The sequence below is a fragment of the Arthrobacter sp. TJ-178 genome, assembly GCF_058269275.1.
In genome coordinates this window covers 879,140-894,257 of the sequence record NZ_JBZCNK010000001.1, presented here as the reverse complement: position 1 = coordinate 894,257, position 15,118 = coordinate 879,140, and the positions used below count along the sequence as shown (strand labels likewise).

The 15,118-nt window shown below is 63.4% G+C and carries 15 protein-coding genes and 1 riboswitch; of the genes, 6 read left to right on the top strand and 9 right to left on the bottom strand.

What is annotated here, in order from left to right; translation table 11 throughout:
* Positions 1-17: 17 nt before the first annotated feature.
* Together trxB and manD are read left to right on the top strand one after the other, a co-directional pair.
* Complete coding sequence (gene trxB, locus AC4D2Q_RS04210) at positions 18-995, top strand: thioredoxin-disulfide reductase (protein ID WP_490945213.1); 978 nt, start codon at positions 18-20, stop codon at positions 993-995.
* Between the two features lie 60 nt (positions 996-1,055).
* Positions 1,056-2,285 carry a D-mannonate dehydratase ManD gene (manD, locus tag AC4D2Q_RS04205; RefSeq protein WP_490945211.1) on the top strand — a complete coding sequence of 410 codons (1,230 nt, stop codon included), beginning with the start codon at positions 1,056-1,058 and terminating at the stop codon, positions 2,283-2,285.
* 45 nt (positions 2,286-2,330) lie between these two features.
* Here the strand turns inward: manD and AC4D2Q_RS04200 are convergent, their stop codons facing one another.
* The gene (locus AC4D2Q_RS04200; RefSeq protein WP_490926801.1) at positions 2,331-3,563 is read right to left on the bottom strand and encodes an Nramp family divalent metal transporter; all 1,233 of its coding nucleotides are present in this window, start codon (positions 3,561-3,563) and stop codon (positions 2,331-2,333) included.
* Positions 3,564-3,897: 334 nt separating this feature from the next.
* Here AC4D2Q_RS04200 and AC4D2Q_RS04195 point away from each other — a divergent pair, with 334 nt between their 5' ends.
* Positions 3,898-5,688, top strand: coding sequence for an HNH endonuclease signature motif containing protein (locus AC4D2Q_RS04195; protein ID WP_490945209.1), 1,791 nt, complete (start codon positions 3,898-3,900; stop codon positions 5,686-5,688).
* Positions 5,689-5,874: 186 nt separating this feature from the next.
* A complete protein-coding gene (locus tag AC4D2Q_RS04190) occupies positions 5,875-6,378 on the top strand; it encodes a hypothetical protein (RefSeq protein WP_490945206.1) in 504 nt (167 codons plus the stop codon).
* 107 nt (positions 6,379-6,485) lie between these two features.
* Here the strand turns inward: AC4D2Q_RS04190 and AC4D2Q_RS04185 are convergent, their stop codons facing one another.
* The 4 genes from AC4D2Q_RS04185 to AC4D2Q_RS04170 form a co-directional block, all read right to left on the bottom strand.
* Positions 6,486-6,722, bottom strand: a complete 237-nt coding sequence (locus AC4D2Q_RS04185; protein ID WP_490945204.1) for a PLDc N-terminal domain-containing protein — start codon at positions 6,720-6,722, stop codon at positions 6,486-6,488.
* 243 nt (positions 6,723-6,965) lie between these two features.
* The gene (locus AC4D2Q_RS04180) at positions 6,966-7,334 is read right to left on the bottom strand and encodes a DUF1622 domain-containing protein (protein WP_490945202.1); all 369 of its coding nucleotides are present in this window, start codon (positions 7,332-7,334) and stop codon (positions 6,966-6,968) included.
* Positions 7,335-7,472: 138 nt separating this feature from the next.
* On the bottom strand, positions 7,473-7,769 hold the full coding sequence (locus AC4D2Q_RS04175) for a hypothetical protein (RefSeq protein WP_490945200.1): 297 nt from the start codon (positions 7,767-7,769) through the stop codon (positions 7,473-7,475).
* 265 nt (positions 7,770-8,034) lie between these two features.
* On the bottom strand, positions 8,035-8,388 hold the full coding sequence (locus AC4D2Q_RS04170; protein WP_490945198.1) for a hypothetical protein: 354 nt from the start codon (positions 8,386-8,388) through the stop codon (positions 8,035-8,037).
* 528 nt (positions 8,389-8,916) lie between these two features.
* On the opposite strand from AC4D2Q_RS04170, the gene AC4D2Q_RS04165 reads away from it, so the two are divergent.
* Together AC4D2Q_RS04165 and AC4D2Q_RS04160 are read left to right on the top strand one after the other, a co-directional pair.
* Positions 8,917-9,660 carry a response regulator transcription factor gene (locus AC4D2Q_RS04165; protein WP_490926056.1) on the top strand — a complete coding sequence of 248 codons (744 nt, stop codon included), beginning with the start codon at positions 8,917-8,919 and terminating at the stop codon, positions 9,658-9,660.
* 206 nt (positions 9,661-9,866) lie between these two features.
* Positions 9,867-11,351 carry a sensor histidine kinase gene (locus AC4D2Q_RS04160; RefSeq protein ID WP_490945196.1) on the top strand — a complete coding sequence of 495 codons (1,485 nt, stop codon included), beginning with the start codon at positions 9,867-9,869 and terminating at the stop codon, positions 11,349-11,351.
* Here the strand turns inward: AC4D2Q_RS04160 and AC4D2Q_RS04155 are convergent.
* From AC4D2Q_RS04155 to AC4D2Q_RS04140, 4 genes are all read right to left on the bottom strand, one after another.
* Positions 11,348-12,814, bottom strand: coding sequence for an amino acid permease (locus AC4D2Q_RS04155; RefSeq protein WP_490945193.1), 1,467 nt, complete (start codon positions 12,812-12,814; stop codon positions 11,348-11,350). The two genes, AC4D2Q_RS04160 and AC4D2Q_RS04155, sit on opposite strands and share 4 nt — an antisense overlap.
* A gap of 163 nt (positions 12,815-12,977) precedes the next feature.
* Positions 12,978-13,358 (bottom strand): DMT family transporter, encoded by a 381-nt coding sequence (locus AC4D2Q_RS04150; RefSeq protein ID WP_490945191.1) that lies wholly within the window; start codon positions 13,356-13,358, stop codon positions 12,978-12,980.
* Positions 13,359-13,371: 13 nt separating this feature from the next.
* Positions 13,372-13,686, bottom strand: a complete 315-nt coding sequence (locus AC4D2Q_RS04145) for a DMT family transporter (RefSeq protein WP_490926060.1) — start codon at positions 13,684-13,686, stop codon at positions 13,372-13,374.
* 11 nt (positions 13,687-13,697) lie between these two features.
* A riboswitch (guanidine-III (ykkC-III) riboswitch) is annotated at positions 13,698-13,761 on the bottom strand.
* 174 nt (positions 13,762-13,935) lie between these two features.
* Positions 13,936-15,024, bottom strand: coding sequence for a LacI family DNA-binding transcriptional regulator (locus tag AC4D2Q_RS04140; RefSeq protein WP_490945188.1), 1,089 nt, complete (start codon positions 15,022-15,024; stop codon positions 13,936-13,938).
* Between the last annotated feature and the right edge of the window lie 94 nt (positions 15,025-15,118).

Below are 15,118 nucleotides of genomic sequence, written 5' to 3'. Positions count from 1 at the left end.
CACGCCAAGGAGTACCCATGAATACCGATCAGGTTCTCATCATCGGCTCCGGGCCGTCCGGATACACGGCGGCCATCTATGCCGCCCGGGCAGGTTTGAAGCCGCGGGTCCTTGCCGGTTCGGTGACTGCCGGCGGAGCCCTCATGAACACCACCGAGGTGGAGAACTTTCCCGGTTTCCCGGACGGGATCCAGGGTCCGGACCTGATGGACAGCCTGCGCCGGCAGGCGGAAAAGTTCGGCGCCGTGGTGCAGTACGACGACGTCGTGTCGGTGGAACTGCGCGGGCACACCAAGCGGGTGGAGACCGGGGCCGGGGATAAATACAAGGCGCGCAGCGTCATCCTGGCCACGGGATCTGCTTACAAGGAACTGGGCCTGCCCGAGGAAAATCGGCTCAACGGCCGCGGCATCTCCTGGTGTGCCACCTGCGACGGTTTCTTCTTCCGCAACCAGGATGTACTGGTGGTGGGCGGCGGGGATTCAGCCATGGAGGAAGCGCTGTTTCTCAGCCGGTTCGGTAAAACCGTGACGGTGATCGTGCGGCGCGGCGAGCTGCGGGCTTCACGCATCATGGCCATGCGGGCGAAGAACCACGAAAAGATCCGGTTCGAGTGGAACAGCGAAGTGACCGCAGTGCACGGAGATGACAAGGTCACCGGTGTAACCCTCACGGACACCGTCACCGGCGAAAAACGGATGCTGGCGGCAACGGGTGTGTTCGTGGCGATCGGACATGTTCCGCGCACCGAACTGCTGCACGGCCAGGTGGAGCTGGACCCGGAGGGCTACGTCACCGTTTCCGCTCCCACCACGGCCACCACCGCTGACGGTGTCTTTGCCTGCGGGGACGTGGTGGACCACCGCTACCGCCAGGCCATTACCGCCGCAGGCACGGGGTGTGCCGCTGCCCTTGATGCGGAGCGGTATCTCGCTGCAGTGCAGGACGCGGACAGCATCGCCACGGCACTGGTGGAAGGTACGCCGTCGGACTGAATTACTGCTTTGGGCCGTAGGATCTCCAGACAAGCACCATGATCCAACTGGAGGCTCCTCGTGAAGATCACTGCGGCTGACGTCATTGTGACGAGCCCAAGCCGGAACTTCGTCACCCTGAAGATCACCACGGATGAGGGAATCACCGGCCTCGGGGATGCCACCCTGAACGGCCGGGAGCTGGCCGTGGCCGCATATCTGACCGAGCACGTGACCCAGCTGCTGATTGACCGGGACCCGCACCGGATCGAAGACACCTGGCAGTTTCTGTACCGCAGTTCCTACTGGCGGCGCGGCCCCGTGACCATGGCAGCCATTGCCGCCGTCGACATGGCGCTGTGGGATATCAAGGGCAAAGCCGCCAACATGCCGGTGTATCAGCTGCTGGGCGGTGCCTCGCGCACGGGCCTGCGAACCTACGGCCATGCGTCCGGCCGCGACATTCCTGAGCTTTTTGATTCCATCCGCGAGCATCTTGAAGCCGGGTACAAGTCCATCCGGGTGCAGTCCTCCGTGCCCGGGATCAAGGCGCTGTACGGGGTTGCCGCGCAGGTGCAGGCAACCGGAGAGCGCTACGACTTTGAGCCGGCAGGCCGCGGCGCCCAGCCGGTGGAGGAAGACTGGGACACGCGCGCCTACCTGCGCCACGTGCCCACGGTCTTTGAGGCAGTCCGCAATGAATTCGGTCCGGAGCTGCCGCTCCTCCACGACGGGCACCACCGCATGACGCCCATTCAGGCCGCCAAGCTGGGCAAATCACTGGAACCGTATGACCTCTTCTGGCTCGAGGACGTCACCCCTGCGGAGAACCAGGATGCCTTCCGGCTCATCCGCCGGCACACCACCACGCCGCTGGCCGTGGGGGAGGTTTTCAACACGGTGTTCGATTTCCAAACCCTGATCCGGGAACAGCTGATTGACTACGTGCGGGCAGCGTCGACGCACTTCGGCGGTATTTCACCCCTGAAGAAAGTCATGGACTATGCGGCGCAGTACCAGATCAAGTCAGGTTTTCACGGACCCACCGATGTGTCGCCCATCGGTCTTGCGGCCCAGAGCCATGTGGGCCTGGCCATCCACAACTTTGGCATCCAGGAGTACATGGAGCACAGCAGCAGAACCAACGAGGTCTTTGAGCAGTCCATGGTCTTCAAGGACGGGTACCTCCACCCGGGGGACAAGCCCGGCCTCGGCGTCGAGCTCAATGAGGAGGCAGCGGCGTCGTACCCGTACCAGCAGGCCTACCTTCCGTACAACCGGCTGACCGACGGAACCGTCCACGACTGGTGAGGCGCGCCGTCGTCGTTCTCCTGCCGGGCTTTCGCGGTGCCGGGCTCAGGCGGCTCCGCTGAAGGTCAGCACCAGCAGCGTGATGTTCAGCCCCACCAGGAGGACCGCCACCAGGGTGCCCAGCGCCGTCGTCCACCAGCGGTTGGTGTGCGCGCCCATCAGGTCACGCCGCGACGTCAGCCATACCAGCGGGATCAGAGCGAAGGGGATGCCGAAAGAGAGGATGACCTGGCTCAGGACCAGCGCCCAGGTCGGATCGATTCCCGCCGCCAGAATCAGCAGCGCGGGAATCAGCGTGATGAGCCGGCGCAGGATCATGGGCATCCGGATGTTCAGCAGTCCGTGCATGATTTCCGCGCCGGCGTAGGCGCCCACGGAGGTGGAGGCCAGCCCGGAAGCCAGCAGCCCGACGGCGAACAAAGTGGCGACTGCGCCGCCCAGCGATGCGGCTATCGCTGCATGGGCACCTTCCAACGTGTCCGTTCCTGCCACGCCCTGCAGGGAGCTGGCGGCCAGCAGCAGGATCGCCAGATTCACGGTTCCGGCGACCGCCAGGGCAATCGTGACATCCCACTTTGTGGCACGGATCAGCCGCAGCGTGGTCAGCACAGCGGTGCGTTCCGGGAACCGGTCCCGGGTCAGCGCTGAATGCGCGTAAATGGCGTGCGGCATCACTGTTGCGCCAAGAATTGACGCGGCCAGCAGCACGGACTCGCTGCCCTCGAAGCGGGGGACCAGCCCGGCAGCCACGCCTCCGGCATCGGGCGGTGAAATGACGACTCCGGCGGTGAAACCTACGGCGATGATCGCCATCATGGACACAATCACGTACTCAAACGTTCGGTGCCGTCCGCTGCCCTGGAGTCCGAGGACTGCGATGGAAACCAGGCCCGTGATGATGCCGCCCAGCAACAGCGGCAGATCGAACAGCAGCCAGAGGGCGACGGCGCCGCCGATCACTTCTGCGATGTCGGTTGCCATTGCTACGAGTTCCGCCTGCACCCAGTACAGACGGCGTCCCGTCTTCCGTCCCGTCTTTCTGCCCATCCGCTGTCCCAGCAGTTCGGGCAGGGATTTGCCGGTGACGAGTCCGAGCTTTGCGGAGAGGTACTGGATGAGCCAGGCCATGACGTTGGCAGCAACCACCACCCATACGAGCAGGTAGCCGAAACGCGCGCCGGCCGTCATGTTGCTGGCCACGTTTCCGGGGTCCAAGTAGGCAACGCCGGCAACCAGCGCCGGTCCGAGCATCCAGATCAGCCGTTTGGGTGCCGGCATGGCCAGTGTTTGGATGCCGCCGTTTTGGGTTCCTTTTTCGCGGATGCCCCCTGATTCAGCGGCATCCTCAGACTGTCTTGCTCCTGTCTGCAGGATTGTCTTACGGCTCATGACAGCAAGCTAGCACGAAAGTTCGGTGCACCGAAGTCTGGGTGGAGGTCTGGCTGAAAGTAGGGGCTGGGATGGTTGCGGGGGTGGCTGTGAGGCAGCAGCAGGGTAGCAGTCTCTGCTCGGGAAAATACGGGTATTCGGCCCGTACCGGTAGGGCCGAATTTGGGTCTTTCGGAGCTGTTTTCGGGTCGGGAATGTCGGTGGCGGGTGAAAGTCTGAAGACATGGATCAGCACGGATCTTCTTCAGGGCACGCACCGGTTGGCGCGCAGCAGGCCGCCGGCGATATCACCGCAGGTGAGCGGACGGCACCGGCGCGCAGCCTGTCCGTGTACGCGGCCGAACCCGGCCCCGGTGGAGCCCGTTCTTGCCCGGCCACACTTGAAAGCGAAGCCGCAGCGTTCACCAGCACGGACTATGCCGGCTGCCGGGAAGGGTTCACCGGCAGCCTGGCCCTGCAAGGTGTTGAAGTCTTTGACCAGGATGAAGCCGGTGCCGTCCTGGCCCGGTTGGACCACCTTGTCCGGTGGGCGCAGGCCCAGCAGGCCAGGGTCCTGAACCGGTTGGAAGGGATCTTCCGGAACGGCTTCCTGCCGGAAACAGGATCGAATGAAGACCGGCAGTTGGATCCGGGTCTGGCTTTCAGCCTCGCCGCGGAGGAAGCAGCAGCAATCCTGCACCTGCCCACCGGCACCGCGAAGATGCTCATGGTGGACGCCGGAACCCTGTGCGATACCCACACAACCACCCTGCAGCGTCTGGAAGCGGGAGCCCTCGGTTACGGGCAGGTGCAGACCGTGCTGGAGCAGTCCCAGAACATTCCTGCCCCTGACCTGCCCGGATTCGAGAAGGATCTGCTGACGGCGGCCGGGCAGCAGAGCGGGGGTCTGACCCTGGCGCAGTTCCGGGTCAAAGCCCGCCGGCTGCGGGAAACCCGGTATCCGGAGACCATTCCGGTCCGGCACAAGAGCGCGTTCGAGACCCGCCGGGTGTGTTTGCAGCCGGACACTGACGGAATGTCCTGGTTGTCAGCATTTCTTCCGGCTCAGAGAGCGCAGGCGATCTATACGCAGCTCAGTGTTGCAGCCCGGGGTGAGCAGGCTGCCGGGGATCCCCGTCCCGTGGATCAGCTGCGTGCCGACATCCTCGCTGACTTGCTGACCAGCGGCGCCAGAACCGGAGACCCGGGCAGTGACGCTGAAGGTGACAGCGCGTGGGTCCGGGGTGAGAAAGAGACCGCTGACAGTTCGAATAGTGCTGACAGTGTTGAAAGTACTGGCAGTGGAGTCGGTGATCGGCTCGGCCGGGGCTCCAACCGCTCTGACAGTGAAGGCGGAGGCGGTGAAAGGGAGAGTGCAGGTGTCGGCGGAGGGGACCGTCCCATCGAGCACGGTTCCGGTGCTCGGACCGAGATTCTGGTCCTGATTACCGCCGAAACCCTCCTCGGAGCTGATGAGGATCCTGCGGAACTGCACGGTTACGGGCCGATCAGTGCTGAAACAGCCCGCAGGCTCGCCCGGCAGGCGGCCCGGTGGACTCCGGTGGAACGCGACCCGCACACCGAAGAGATCCTTCGGGTCGGCCGCCGGCGCAAAGTACCGGCCGGACTCCAGCGCTGGCTGCGGGCACGGGACGGTACCTGCCGGTTCCCGGGGTGCCGCACCAATGCTCTGATCTCTGAGATCGACCACACCAGACCCTGGTCCCATGGCGGGGTCACGGATCATGACAACCTGGAACATTTGTGCCGGCGGCACCACATGTTCAAAACCCAAGGTTTTTGGAAAGCCCGTCAGCGTTCACCCGGGATTATCGAATGGGTTTCACCGGGCGGCCGGATCTACCGCACCGAACCGCATCTTCACCTTGCCTCGGGTTCGGGCACGGATTCCGGTTCTCCCTCCACGGGTACGCCGGGCGCTGGCAGCGAGTCGCCCCCGCCGTCGTCGTCGCTTTGGGGATCACCTGACGATCCCGATCCTTACGACTACGGCGACAGCCCGCCGCCCTTCTGAGATCGACCCCTTCCGGGATCGTTCCTTTGTGAGATCACCCTTCTGACATCACTCAGCACTGACAGCGTTCTGACGCATCTGTCACTCCACCGTCCCGGTGCCGTATGTCCATCGTGTGCCGCACTGGGGAAGGTACCGTGTCACACAATGAATCTGGCCGCCACCTCAACCTGAATGGATGATCCCGTGACCACTCAGCTCACATCGCAGCAAGTCGCCGCTGACAGGAGGGCTGAATCGACTCTTATCGGAGCCGTGGCGCTCGGCTGCCTGGCTTCGGTTGTCCGGCTCCTGACTGAAGATGCTCTGACATCTGTTGCGGTGAGCTTTGTGTGGATGCTTCTTCCGCCCGCACTGATCCTTGCCGCTGCCTTGATTGCTGCTCCCGCAGAACGGAAGGCCGGTATTGCCCAGCAGGGAGGTGCCTTGCTCGTTCTGGCCGGCTTGGCGGCATTTTCCGTCCCGTTTACTGTGAGCCTGCCATTCAGCCCCATCTATGGGATCGCGCTGATCCTTTTGGCGGTGAGGACTCGCTATTCGACGACGGCCGTTGTTGGAGGGGTAGCTCTCGTCGGGTCCCTAGTCGTGGGCTTACTGCCCGCTCCGCAGGCCGTTTTAGCTCTCGCGGTGCTGGCAGTGGCGTGCGTGGCCAACTCGGTAAAGGTGCGGTCGGCTGCTCGATCGGCCTAGCTGAGCATCACGGAGCGTGAGGACGACACGGCGACCAGGTTTCTCGAATACGTTCTCCGTGGTCGTTTGTCGCAGGCAATCGTTCGCATAAGTTCTGAAATAACGGCTTAGGCGACCTGGTCGTCTTCGGCGGGCAGCGCCGCCGTCCGACGATGCGACACAGCGAACCAAAGCACCGCTCCCAGAACCGGAAACAGGACAACACCCACCATCCAGGCACGCCGTGACGAAACGGGGACCCATGATGAGCTGGCCAAACTGAAAAGTGCAGCAGCGGCCAGGGTGACGTAGAGAATCAGGGACAGCACCACGAAAGGAGCCCACATGAGGTATTCGACAGGCATAAATAAACCATGCTCTTTCATCATGAACAGAATGACAACTAATAATTAACGCTGCGGATGCGTTGGATCCAGCGGTGCAAATCCAGAATAGGTTTGCTTCTCAATCGGCACCTCATCCCCTGTGATGACTTTCGGGAGGAACATTCTGCATATGGAGGGGAAGTGAGGCCTCCGGGTCCTGCGGTCTCATGGCCCCGGCCCTGCAGGCGGCTGCCTTCTATACCTTCCTCAGACCGCAGCCGGCTATCTCTGAGGGGGAGTTAGCTCCGGACCCTGCGCCTGCTGCCACGGCAGCCGGCCGGTGACTTCCAACTGCAGCGTGTAGCTCAGGAAGGTCCTAATCAGAACGATGAGCGCCAAGACCCCCAGCGACTCGAACGTGGGGGTGACGGCCACAGTCCGGATGATGTCGGCTGCTACCAGCAGTTCCAGGCCAAGCAGGATGGACCGGCCCAACTGCTGCCGGTACGCCTCATAAACCGGGCTGCCGGTGCGTCGCAGAAGCTTTCGCACCACGGACACCGTGGCAAGAATGGCCCCAACAATGATTACTGCGACCCCGGCAAGGTCCACTGCTTCTCCGGCAGCTTCAATAATGCCCTTGAACTCCATCTAATGCTCCCCTTCGGGCTGCAATCGCTGGTCAGTCCGGGCAAACCACCCGTACCTCCATAAGCAGGCCGGCGCCGTTCCATGTCAAGGGAACCAAGGTTGAACCGGTGTCGAACGTGCGGTGGACCGGAGCCGAAGCTAAGCTGCGGCAGCAAGGCGGGGTGAGGCTTGGTGCGGATAGTAGAAAGACCAGTCGTCGTAGGGGTCCTGCCAGGCTGACTCATCCCGGGGCACCCGGTGAACAAACTCCGCGGGGACCCACTTGTTGTGTGCCCGGCCATCGTCGTCCAGCCAGTGCAGGAGCACTGCGGTGCGTGTCCACGCGGCAGCCTTCGCGTCGAGGACGGACGAAGGCGACGCCGGCGACGACGACGGCGTCCGGCACCGGACGTACGGCTCCCGGCGGTACGGGGCATGCGTGACTCTGCCAATCACTCCATTAGGTGAGAGCGGAGAATGAAAATCAGCGGAGGAGAGAGTGTCTTCCTGCGCTGCGCCTGTTCCGGTGCCGGTGCCGGTGCCTAAACCCGTTCCTGTGGACGCGCCAAAGGGACACGGGCCAGCGGATGCCGGAGCACTGGGAGTCGCAGCGGGAGTCATGGGACCACCTTGCCGTGCGGCACTGACACTTTGAGGCCGTCATTCCTGGCGCACCTATATGCACGCAGAGCGGTTCAGGCGGGGAGGTGGAGCCAGTCCGCTAGGAGGCCAGGTCCCGCCACTTGGCAGCGGCCTTGGTGGTCAGGGCAGCACTGTGGTCGGCAACGCGGCGCGGAACCATACGGATGACAGGTGCCAGATCCGTGAAACCCGGGCGGGCGGAATCACCTTCGGAGCCATTTATGCGCTCCGGTCGGTTGGAGATCATAAAAAATACGGAAACTCCGGCGACCGACAGGGAAATAAGGGTTAGTACGCCCAGTCCGTAAAGGGCAAGCAATGCATAAAAAGGAGCGTTGAAGAGAGCGGCAATAAAGTTGGCGCTGCCCAGCAGCATCCACAACCAGAAGACGGCAACAAGCACCAGCATGGTGCGCCCCCGCCGAAAAAGCATGGCGGATTTTTTCCGCCCCGATGGCACCGTGTGAGACTCCACGCTCATTTCTGCTCCCCAGCTAGCAGACCCGGGTAAAGGGTCCTCAAGCCGATAGTAGTCCCTTTAAGAGATTGCATTGTTATCTAAAAGGATAAAATTACGGTTCCAATCCGCGTTGGGTGGAAGACCAGCGTTTGGCAGCCGCTGGTTGCAAACGTCCTTCCCGCCCCATTGATCCCGGGCAGTGACCCTCCGGCCCAACTCTTTGGGGCCAGCCTGCACAGCCCGTACACAGCAGACGGACAGGTTTCGGCTAATCATGGGCTGCAAGATGGATACTGGCCGAACCGAATTACCCGAACTGCCTGAACCATCCAAACTGCCTGAACGACCGAAACTGCCTGCACTATCCAAACTGCTTGCGCGGCCCAAACTGCCTGCACTATCCAAACTGCTTGCGCGGCCCAAACTGCCTGCAGGACGGCCGGCCAACTGTTTATGCTGGGACCAAACCCCGAGCGGGCGGACCGATAGGAAGAAAAATACATGTCCGAGGCCACTGGCTCTTTTGTGGGCGATCTGCCCAAACTGTCCCACCCCGACGGTACCCCTATCCGCGCCCTCGTGGTTGACGATGAACCCAACCTCGCCGAATTGGTCCGCATGGGCCTGCGCATGGCCGGGTGGCAGGTGGCGGTGGCGGCGGACGGACGCAGCGCGGTTGATACTGCACGGGAATTCCGGCCGGACGTCCTGGTTCTGGACATTATGATTCCCGGATTTGACGGAGTGGAGGTGTTGGCGAAAATCCGCAGCTTTGCCCCGGACGTGCCGGCACTGTTCCTTACCGCAAAGGACTCGGTGGAGGACCGCATCACCGGGCTGGCCGCCGGCGGAGATGACTATGTCACCAAGCCCTTCAGCATGGAGGAGGTGCTGCTCCGGCTGCACCGGCTTGTGCAAAGGTCGGGGGTCGCTGCTGCCGAAACCGCGGAGCTGGTGGTTGGGGACCTGGTTCTGAATCTGGATACGCACGAAGTCACCCGCAGCGGAGAGCATATCCAGCTCACCGCCACCGAGTTTCACCTGCTGACGTTCCTGATGGAAAACGCGCGCCGGGTGGTGAGCAAGACGCAGATCCTGAACCATGTGTGGGACTACGACTTCGGCGGGCAGGCCAACATCGTGGAACTGTACATCTCTTATCTGCGCAAGAAGATCGACGCCGGCCGCCCGCCCATGATCCACACGGTGCGCGGTGCCGGATACGTGCTCAAACCGGCAACATGAGCAACCCGGAAACTCCGGAGAACCCGCCAACTCCGGAAAACTCGGCAAGCCGGGCAACTCCGGATAACGCTGCAACACCGGAGAACCCGCCCGCCCCGGAAAACCCGGAAAGTCCTGCAAATACCGCAAGCGGGGCGGGTAGGCCCCCCGGGATAAGGGCCCGTCTGCGCGGCTGGCGTCTCCGCACCAAACTGCTGCTGGCTACGTTGGGGCTGCTGACCCTGACCTGTGTCACCATCGGCGTCCTCAACCACGTCGTCATGAACGTGTTCCTGGTTCAGCAGTTGGATGGAACCCTGCTGGAGGCATCGGGCCGCGCCCTGAACTTTCCGCTGCCGCCCGCAGGGGCACCGCCGTCGGACTCTCCCGGCAGCGTCAACGGGACAGACCCGCTGGACGCGCCGGGCCAAGGCGGCCCGGGTCTGCTGGACGTGCGCTTTTACGGAAACACCGCCTTCAGCAACGGAGTGACGCTCGACGACGGCACACGGCAGGCACTGTCCGCGGACGACGTCAGGATCCTCGCCTCGGTGCCGGCCGATCAGGTTCCGGTTTCCGCCGACCTCTCCTTTGGGGATTACCGTCTGGTGGCCCAGATGCAGGAGCAAACCGGTGCCGTCGTGGTCTCCGGAATGCCACTGGCCGCCACCAACAACACTCTGCTGTGGCTGGGAATCAGCACCGCCATGGTGTCTCTTTTGGGGTTGCTCCTGACCGCAGCCCTGGGTTATCTGATCATTCGGCGGAGCCTCCGCCCGCTGGAGGAAGTGGCGGCGGTGGCCACCAACGTCTCCCGGATGCCGCTGGACGTCGGCGACGTCGCGCTGGCAGAGCGTGTGCCGGAGAGTCTTGTCCATTCCGGCACCGAGGTGGGCAGCGTGGGGCTCGCGTTCAACAAAATGCTGGACAACGTCGCCCACGCCCTGCAGGTGCGCCAGCGCAGCGAAACCAAAATCCGGCAGTTTGTTGCCGACGCCAGCCACGAACTGCGGACGCCCCTGACCTCCATCCGCGGCTACACCGAGATGGTTCGGCTCACCGAACAGCTCAGTCCCGAAGGAATTCAGTCCCTGGGGCGGGTGGAAGCCGAATCCCGGCGGATGGCCGGGCTGGTGGAAGACCTGCTGCTCCTGGCCCGGCTGGATGAAGGCCGGGAGGAAACACGCACCGAAGTGGATCTCACGCGTCTTGTGATCGAAACCGTGAGCGATGCCCGGATAGCCGCTCGGGACCATCACTGGCGGATTCAGTTGCCGGACGAGCCCGTCACGGTGTGGGGCGATCCCGGCCAGCTGCGCCAGGTGCTCATCAACCTAGTGGCGAACGCACATGTGCATACGGCGCCTGGCACCACGGTGGATGTGTCCCTCGCCTTGGCGTCCCGCGCGGAGGGCGGCACCGATGCGGTACTGCGGGTAGCCGACGCCGGCGCGGGCATCCCGGCTGACTTCCAGGAGCATATCTTTTCCCGTTTCGCCCGCCGTGACGCCGCGCGTTCGGACCGGACCGGCTCCTCAGGTCTGGGACTGGCGATTGTGGACGCCATTGTTTCGGCCCACCACGGAACGATTTCCTTGGAAAGCATCCCGGGGAACACCGTCTTCACCGTCCGGCTGCCTGTGCGGCCGGACGGATCGGTACAACAAGGGGAAAAAGAAGCGCAACCTCACGAAGCGCCGCCGGAAAACTAGGCGGCTTCCGGTGCCGGCGGCGGCGTGGCCAGCCGCGGGCTGTTGGGATTCAGCAGAGAATGCCGGCGGCCGTAAAACCAGTAGATGACAATGCCGATGATGAGCCAGACAGCGAAGCGCAGCCACGTCTCCCAGTGCAGCTGCAGCATCAGGAAGCCCGAGGACAGGACGCCAAACGCGGGAATCCAGGGCATCAGCGGCAGGCGGAATTCCCGGGGAACGTCCGGCTGCCGGCGGCGCAGCACGATCACGGCGACGGAAACCACCACAAAGGCAGCAAGAATGCCGATGTTCGTCAGGTCCGCCACGGCACGGATGGGAAACACCCCGGCAAGCAGCGCCGACGCGCCGCCGGCAATCCACGTCACCCGCTGCGGAGTGCCGTGCCGGTCGGTTCCGGAAAACCAGCCCGGGAGCAGGCCGTCACGGCTCATGGAGAACCACACGCGCGTGACACCCAGCAGGAACGTGAGCATGACAGTGAGGATGGACAGCACTGCGAACGCCGAAATGATGGTGGCAATGATCGGCAGCCCCACGGATTGGAAGGCCGAGGCAAAGCCTGCGGTGGGACTGATGTCGCTGTAGTTCTGCATGCCGGTCAGGACCAGCGTGGCCAGGATGTAGAGCACCATGGCCACGGCCAGTGAAAGCAGGATGGCTTTGGGCATGTGCTTCTTGCCGTCAGTTGCTTCCTCTGCCGCGGTGCTCATGGCGTCGTAACCGAACACGGCGAAGAAAACCGTCGCTGCACCGGTGAAGACGGCGCCGAAACCGTTGGGAAGGAACGGCGTGTAATTGGCGGTATTCACGAAGAAGAATCCCAGCCCCACGATGAACAGAATCAGCACCACTTTCAGGCCCACCGCCACCAATTCGAACCGGCCGAATGTCTTGGTGCCGCGGCTGAGGATCCAAGTGATAAAGAGGCAGACCACCAGGGCAGGGAGGTTGATTACCCCGCCCTCCACGGTGTCTCCGGTGCCTTGCATCCACGCAGGGACGTCAATGCCGATGCCGGACATGAATTCCGTAAAGTATCCGGAAATGCCGATGGCGACCACGGCAACAATGGCCGTGTATTCCAGCAGCAGGTCCCAGCCGATAAACCAGCCGATAATTTCCCCCAGTGCCACATAGCCGTAGGTGTACGCCGACCCGGCACGCGGCACCATACCGGCGAACTCAGCGTAGGACAGTGCGGCAGCGGCACTCGCGAGCCCGGCTATCAGGAACGAAATGAGGACACCGGGCCCGACGCCGGGAGCATCGGCGCCGCCGTTGGCCACCAATCCCGCGAGCGTGAAGATACCAATGCCAATGATGCCGCCGACGCCGATGGCAGTGAGTTGCCACAGGCCCAGGCTCTTGAAGAGCTTGCTGCCGGTTTTTTCGTCCTCCACGTCATCGATCGGTTTGCGTCGGAACAGGGAAGCGGAGGATGAACTTTCTGCTGTGGTCATGGAAGGGCTCCGATCATCGTTGCCGGTACCGCGAGGGCCGGAAAAGACGATCTTTCCGGCAATCAGAGCAGTATTGTCCCGCCGGGTTCCCTTGAAAAGGCCTGCCGCTTAAAAACCTGCCGGCGGGAGGAGGCGCTGTCGAAGCCAGCGTGCCTGCGGGCCGCTAGTCGACGGCGCGCGGCGGTGTCTCGGACTGCCCGCTGTCGGGAGCTCCGGCATGCTGGTCCCGGTCCTTCGGGGCGGAGTCCACGAATTTCAAACCCACCACGCAGCCGATGATCCCGGCGAGGAAAAGGATTTTCAGTATCCCCGGAGCCTCGTTGCCGAAGATCATGGCGTAAGCAACGGTCAGGACAGCCCCCAGTCCGGTCCACACGGCATAGGCCGTGGACACGGGGATGAATTTCATGGCGTAGGAGAGGCCCACCATGGAGGCGATGCCGGCGGCCAGAAAAACAAGAGTTGGCAGCAGGACGGTGAAGCCGGCCGAAGCGTCCAGGGCTGTTGCCCATACCGCTTCCAATACTGCGCTCAGGAGCAGCACGATCCACGGCACGTTAGCCCACCAACTTCAGGCCGATAACGCATCCCACGACGCCCAGCAACAGCAGGACCTTCATCGCCGTGGCTTTTTCGCCGCCGAAGGCCATTGCGTAGGCCGCTGTGAGAACTGCACCAATTCCCACCCACACGGCATATGCCGTGCCCACCGGAATACTCTGCATGGCCCAGGCAAGCCCTGCCATGCTCAGGATGACACCGGCAGCGAAGATCACGGTGGGTACCGGGCGGCGGAAGTTCTGCGATTTTCCCAGCGCGGTGGCCCACACCGCCTCAAGCATGCCGGAGAGAACAAGAATGACCCATGCCATGACAGATTCCTTTGGCCAGTCTTGTCGCTGTCCGGGTACTGAGCCGTCGTCCGGAGACCGGGATCCGGTCTTGGCTTCCCACGGTAGCAAATCGGGAGCCGAAGGGCACCTGCACCTGCGGCTGCGGACCGGGGACGGGCGCCGGGTCCGGTTCCGGTTTCCCAGAGCGTCACGTCCTGTTCCACAGAATCCGATTCCACAGAGTCCGGTTCCGCAGCGGGTCAGGTCCAGTTGCCCATTGCCTCTGCCTTAGGGGAACTCGGTGCTGCGGCGCAGGATGACGGTCCCCTCGATGCTGTTCGCAGCCGCCGGCGCTTCCTGCGCCAGCACCTGGGCCACCGCCTGACGGCCCAGCTCGGCCAGCGGCAGCTGCACGGTGGTCAATGCGGGGGTGAAGTCGCGCAGGGTTTCGATGTCGTCAAAACCGGCCACGGCTATGTCCTCGGGTATACGCAGCCCGAGTTCCCTGAAACCGGCTATTGCCCCGATCGCCATGACGTCGCTGGCTGCAAAGACGCAGAGGGCGGGCATGCCGTCCTGCCCGCTCGGCGGCTCCGGGCTCTCGGGCGCCTTCAGCCGGGCGCCCAGTTCGACGGCGGCATCGTATCCGCCGTCGCGGTTGAATTCCGTCCGGTGGACCTCCGCCGGCTCGAGCCCTGCCTGCCGGATTCCCTCCTGGAAGCCGGCCAGCCGCTCATCGGAGGTGACCAGGCCCTCGGGTCCCGCCAGGACCAGAAAGTGCCGGTGTCCCGCGGCGGCCAGATCTGCGGCGAGCCGCGAGCTCAACGCGCGGTTCGAGACCGGAACGGTGCGGAAGCCATCGTCGGGGCGGGAACCGATCACCGGATGCCCGATGACACACACGCGGCCGCCGTTGGCCTTATATCGGCGCAGTTCAGCAAGAATGAGACTGTTTTCCCCGCTGGCCGCTGTGCTGTCGGTGCGTGAACCGGCAATCACGATGGCGTCGGCGCGGCGGGCGGCAAAGGTGGCGATGGCGTGGCGTTCTGCCTCCAGCCCGCGTCCCGTGCTGGCCAAAAGGACCACTTTCCCCTGATCCTGCACTGCTTCCTGCACTGCTTCCTCCACGCCGCGGGCAATCATGGAGAAGTAGGGATCGCTGATGTCATGCAGGATGAGCCCGAGAATCCCGCTGCTCTTCTTCGCCAGACCCTGTGCCTGCGCGTTGGCGATATAACCCAGTTCGGCAGCTGAAGCCCGAACCCGTTCGGAAATGGCGCCGCCCGGACGGCGGCTGGATCCGTTGAGCACACGGGAAGCGGTGGCAAGGGAAACCCCTGCGTGCCGGGCGACTTCATACAAGGTGCAAGCAGGCACATTTCCTCCACTGTAGTGAGAACGCAATTATGGCACCGCGGGAAAGTGCTTGCCAGAAATGCCCCGCTGGGGCAGGATGGGCACTTCGGAATGC

Bases quoted from the DNA above. Each gene is read 5' to 3' on its own strand.
- AC4D2Q_RS04145 (WP_490926060.1), bottom strand. From the start codon at position 13,686: ATGGCATGGGTCATTCTTGTTCTCTCCGGCATGCTTGAGGCGGTGTGG.
- trxB (WP_490945213.1), top strand. From the start codon at position 18: ATGAATACCGATCAGGTTCTCATCATCGGCTCCGGGCCGTCCGGATAC.
- AC4D2Q_RS04180 (WP_490945202.1), bottom strand. From the start codon at position 7,334: ATGGAGTTCAAGGGCATTATTGAAGCTGCCGGAGAAGCAGTGGACCTT.
- AC4D2Q_RS04200 (WP_490926801.1), bottom strand. From the start codon at position 3,563: ATGCCGGCACCCAAACGGCTGATCTGGATGCTCGGACCGGCGCTGGTT.
- AC4D2Q_RS04195 (WP_490945209.1), top strand. From the start codon at position 3,898: ATGGATCAGCACGGATCTTCTTCAGGGCACGCACCGGTTGGCGCGCAG.
- AC4D2Q_RS04165 (WP_490926056.1), top strand. From the start codon at position 8,917: ATGTCCGAGGCCACTGGCTCTTTTGTGGGCGATCTGCCCAAACTGTCC.
- AC4D2Q_RS04155 (WP_490945193.1), bottom strand. From the start codon at position 12,814: ATGACCACAGCAGAAAGTTCATCCTCCGCTTCCCTGTTCCGACGCAAA.
- AC4D2Q_RS04185 (WP_490945204.1), bottom strand. From the start codon at position 6,722: ATGCCTGTCGAATACCTCATGTGGGCTCCTTTCGTGGTGCTGTCCCTG.
- AC4D2Q_RS04170 (WP_490945198.1), bottom strand. From the start codon at position 8,388: ATGCTTTTTCGGCGGGGGCGCACCATGCTGGTGCTTGTTGCCGTCTTC.